The following is a 4,931-nucleotide window of genomic DNA, read 5'->3' as shown; positions in this document are numbered from 1 at the left end:
CAGTTTTACCTATGCCTCCCATTCCCGTTAAGGTAGATATAGCAAGCTTTTGGGATTCTTGTAATTTATTTTTTAAGTCAATTAATTCCTTATCCCTACCAACAAATTTAGGGATATTACTATTAGATAAATTGTGAGGATGTTGTTTAACCTGTTCCTTAACAGGCGGCTCCAGTCAGGTTTTATTGATGTTTATAGTTGCTGCTTGATAAACTTCACCCCCCTCAACCTTATTCTGGAAATTTGTCCCCCCATAATTAGTCTGGTTCATACTACTATTATCCTGAATTTTCAAGGATTGAATTTCTGTTGCTAAACCCTTGACTTTTTCGGCAAAATCTGCTTCATCATTCATGGCAACCTTTAAATAATCTGCTACTTTTTCTAGATCAGTTTTTGACCCTTTTTCAGCAGCTTGTAAAGCTTTTTCAGCATTAGGATTAGCTTTAAGTTTATTCCAGATAATTTGCCGCAAAGTATTAATTTTTTCTAGAGCAGCTTCGGTAAATTTTTCTACAGTAGTCTGAAATACCAAAGCAACAATTGTCGCCACTGTTATCGGTTCCATAGATAAAATCGGGGTGATGAGGGTTAACTTATTGATCGGATTTTTGGGGGTTAAGTTGCCAGCAATTTGACAACTCTTACCCCTATCATAGAACTTTTAATTTCATTTAAGTAGATAGGCACAATTATTTGTAGGATGGGTTAGCGGTAGCGTAAACTATGCGAGCGTTGGGTTTCATGCTTCAACCCAACCTACGTTCTATCATAGAACTTTTAATTTCAATTAGGCGGGTACTTCAATTTTACCCTGTCCGGCCAATCCAAAAGCGGCGTGAACCACTTGTAAGGCTCTGACTCCATCTTCTTGATTCACCACACAACTGATTTTTATATCAGAAGTAGCAATCATTAAAATATTAATTTTCTCCTTTGCTAAAGCTTCAAAAAAGCGTGCTGCTACCCCCGGTTGTCCTTCCATTCCCGAACCAACAATACTAACTTTGGCCACATCATTATTAACCACCACTTCCTGTAAACCCAAACTTTCCGATAGTTCTAAGAGGATTTTTTGGGCTAAATTAGCATCAGCTTGGGGCAAAGTAAAAGCGATATCCCGTCGGGGAATACCATCGACAATGCGGCAGCGTTGGGATTGAATAATCATATCGACACTGACATTTTTTGCCGCTAAAACCGAGAAAATTCTCGCTGCCATCCCGGGGCGATCGGGGACGCGACGAATGGCCATTTGTGCCTGATTATTATCTAGGGCCACTCCCCGTACCGGGACTAAATTGTGAGGGATTTCGCGATGAGCAACTTTAGCAGAATACTCCAGTTGAAAAGCATCACAAAGGACTTTAATCGCTTTTTCTCCGTCCGCTTCATCGATGACACAACTGACTTTTACTTCAGAAGTGGAGATCATTTCGATATTAATTGCCGCTGCGGCCAAAGTGCTAAATATTTGGGCAGCAATTCCCGGCCGGCCAATCATTCCAGCGCCGGTAATGGCGATTTTAGCGGCCCCGGATTCGATGATCACTTCCGCTTCCTCTGTATTAGTGGGATGGGAACGTAAAACCGGTGCGATCGCTTCGGCCACGGATTCGGCTTTTTTCAAGGCATTTCCCATCACCGTAAAGGCAATATCGTTGCTGTCCCCCTCGTGAATCGATTGAATAATTAAATCCACGTCCACCTGTTGATGAGCGATTTCCCCGAATAAACGGGCAGCGATACCGGGACGATCAGGAACCCGTAAAAGGGCGATTTTCGCCTGATTGCCCTCAAATTCCACCGCATCCACGGCTTTTGTCAATTCCAATCCTTGCAGGGTGCGCGGTTTCGGTGCCGGGGATGTCACCCAAGTACCCGGATCCTCAGTCCAACTGGAACGAACAACCAAGGGAACCCCGAAATTTTTAGCGATTTCCACCGCTCGCGGGTGGAGAACTTTCGCCCCTAAACTGGCTAATTCGAGCATCTCATCGCAGGTAATTTGGTCTAAAAGACGCGCTTCGGGGACTAAACGGGGGTCAGTGGTGAGAATACCGGGTACATCGGTGTAAATTTCGCAAAAATCGGCTTTTAAGGCGGCTGCTAGGGCCACGGCCGAGGTATCGGAACCACCGCGGCCTAGGGTGGTAATCTCTAGTTGATCACTATCGCTGACACCTTGAAAACCAGCGACAACAACTACTTTACCCTCCGATAGATGACGGGAGAGGCGATCGGTTTTAATTTCTAAAATACGGGCGCGACTATGTTCGGATTCCGTGACAATTCCCACCTGAGCGCCGGTTAGGGAGATGGCCGGTTGTCCGATTTCCTCTAGGGCCATACTCATCAAGGCGATCGTCACCTGTTCCCCCGTGGATAATAACATATCCATCTCCCGGCGCGAGGGTTCGGCGGCGATCTGTTTGGCTAAATTGACCAATCCATCGGTGGTTTTACCCATGGCAGAAACGACCACCACCACGGTATTTCCTGCTATTACCGTATTTTTGACCCGTTGAGCTACCGATTGAATGCGTTCCACGGAACCTACCGATGTACCACCGTATTTTTGGACAATTACAGCCATAGTTGTCAGCGCTAGAGACTTTCTATCTTTGTTCAATCTCCAACTTATCAAAATTCCTTAACGTTAAGTGGTTTTGGTTAACATTCCTTATGTTTTATCTCAAATGCCGACTATCTAAATTAATCCTTAAGACTGCAGCGGAGAAGGGAGCGCCGGAGCTAGGTTGAGGCAGTCCGAGCATTTGTACTAAAATACCCATACTCAGTTTAAATCCAGTACATTTATGCTATTTTAATAGTATTTTTATCGTTTCCTCCTCTTATTTCTGCGTTTATTAGATAGGTATTATGAAAGATATTTTAATGTTAGATACAGTAACAATTATCAATGTTTTCGGGTTGCGTCTGTTTCCCTCCAGAGTTTAATTTAAACCTTTAAGGGCAGCAAATAAATAATTAGCTAAAGTCACTCCATCTACTCCTAATTCTGTCCTTTCTTTGACCGCTAAAATGCCGGCTTGAGCGTGTAAAAAAGCCGCTAATGCGGTTGCTTCCGAGGGTTTATCTGGCATTTGGGTTAAGAATCCGCCGATTAATCCCGTTAAGACATCACCACTACCACCTCGCGCTAAAGCGGAGGTACTTTCGGGGATTATATACATTTTACCTTCCGGAGAGGCGATCGTAGTTCTGGCTCCTTTTAATAACACAATTGCACCACTTTGTTGAGATGCTTCTTGAGTGATATGAATCCTGTCTTGAGAACCTGATAAGTTAGGAAATAAGCGTTTAAATTCTCCCCAATGAGGCGTTAAAATTGTTTTATTCTGACGAGATAATAATTTGTCTATACCCAATTGAGCCAAAATATTTAAAGCATCGGCATCGAGTATAATCGGTTTATCACTATCTAAAACCTGTTCGATAATAGCAGGATTTTCTGTGGTTAATCCAGGACCACAGGCGAGGACATGATAATTATTTAATTCTAGGGGAAGTTCGGCAATAGCTCCCGTGGCAGTTTCAGGACAATCGATAATTAATGCTTCTGGTAAATGACTAATTAATAAAGATTTGAGGGCAGCAGGAACGGCAATAGAAAGCATTCCCACACCACTACCTCGCGCTCCTAATCCGGCAAGAATTGCCCCCCCTGCATAACGACGAGAACCACAGATAATTAATAAATGTCCCTGCTGATATTTATGGGTAAGTAGAGGACGGGGTAAAGGTAAATAAGGGCGAATTAGATCGGGATTAACCCTCAGAATTGGCGGTGAATCTTGTAGAATTGTTTCTAGGTCAAGGGGACTAATTCCTATGTCAATTAACTCCACTTTACCTAGATAGGGTAAGGCCAAATCTTGTAAAAAAGCGCGCTTCCAGAGTCCTAAACAAAAGGTATGAGTGGCTTTAATTGCCGTGCCTAAAACCTCTCCAGTGTCGGTGTGAATTCCTGAAGCAATATCGATACTAATTATCGGTTTTTGCCAACTATTAATTTTATCGACTAATTCGGCAATATCTCCCGATAAAGTCCTTTCTAAACCAAAACCGAAGAGACCGTCGATAATTAACTGACAATCCTCCAAAGATTCTAAAGTTTTCTGAAAAATTAAGCCTAAATGCTTGACATAATTAGCCTGTTGTGCTGTTAAATCCTTGAGTTTGGCGATCGGACAAAAAAGAGATACTTGATAACCAGCAAGATGTAATTCTCTAGCAATCACGAGAGCGTCGCCGCCATTGTGACCAGGGCCAACGATAACGCCGATTTTGGGGAAATTAGCCAAAGAATAGAACTTTTTAAGCTGTTGTGCCGTTAACAGGGCTGCCTTTTCCATCAAAGCGGCCACAGGCATACCGGAGGCAAAAATCGACCCTTCAATGCGACGCATCTGCTCGCTATTAACCACGTTTGACCGATAATTGTAGCTCATTCGAGGGATAAATTGCCTGTTAGCAGGTCTAGATAACTTTTTTGCCGAAAAATTCCCAATTAGCCCGAATTTTCACCGGCTGAAGGCTGGGTTGGGTGATAATAACCAGATCATCGAAAATTTTGGGTCTGAAACCCCGTCGTTCTACGACGGCTTTACCGTTAAATACTAGCGCATTTACGAAATATATGCTAAAATGCTCCCCATGGAAAAAGCCTATTCGTTTCGATTTTACCCCACACCCGAACAAGAGTCGCTATTGCGGCGCACTTTGGGCTGTGTAAGATTAGTTTACAATAAAGCTCTCCACGAACGAACACAAGCTTGGTACGAAAGACAAGAAAGAATAGGATATACTGAAACGTCTTCAATGTTGACCGATTGGAAAAAGCAAGAAGAATTAGACTTTTTAAACGAAGTTAGTTGTGTACCTTTACCACAAGGGTTAAGACATTT

At 43.0% G+C, this 4,931-nt stretch carries 4 protein-coding genes; 1 reads left to right on the top strand and 3 read right to left on the bottom strand.

Annotated features, from left to right (window positions below):
• Positions 1 to 175: 175 nt before the first annotated feature.
• The 3 genes from IM479_RS03660 to IM479_RS03650 all read right to left on the bottom strand — a co-directional run bounded on the left by IM479_RS03660 (position 176) and on the right by IM479_RS03650 (position 4,475).
• Complete coding sequence (locus tag IM479_RS03660; protein WP_287687739.1) at positions 176 to 568, bottom strand: hypothetical protein; 393 nt, start codon at positions 566 to 568, stop codon at positions 176 to 178.
• Positions 569 to 790: 222 nt separating this feature from the next.
• Entirely contained in the window at positions 791 to 2,596 is a 1,806-nt protein-coding gene (locus IM479_RS03655; RefSeq protein ID WP_287687737.1) for an aspartate kinase, read from the bottom strand.
• Between the two features lie 361 nt (positions 2,597 to 2,957).
• The gene (locus tag IM479_RS03650) at positions 2,958 to 4,475 is read right to left on the bottom strand and encodes an NAD(P)H-hydrate dehydratase (protein ID WP_287687736.1); all 1,518 of its coding nucleotides are present in this window, start codon (positions 4,473 to 4,475) and stop codon (positions 2,958 to 2,960) included.
• Positions 4,476 to 4,680: 205 nt separating this feature from the next.
• On the opposite strand from IM479_RS03650, the gene IM479_RS03645 reads away from it, so the two are divergent.
• Positions 4,681 to 4,931: helix-turn-helix domain-containing protein (locus IM479_RS03645; protein ID WP_287699190.1), on the top strand; the 251-nt coding region annotated here is incomplete at its 3' end.

Origin of the sequence: Microcystis sp. M165S2 (assembly GCF_020245885.1) — a bacterium.
In the GTDB taxonomy this organism is placed as follows: domain Bacteria; phylum Cyanobacteriota; class Cyanobacteriia; order Cyanobacteriales; family Microcystaceae; genus Microcystis.
The sequence above is the reverse complement of the archived record's forward strand: the minus strand, read 5'-3'. Positions and strand labels throughout refer to the sequence as shown.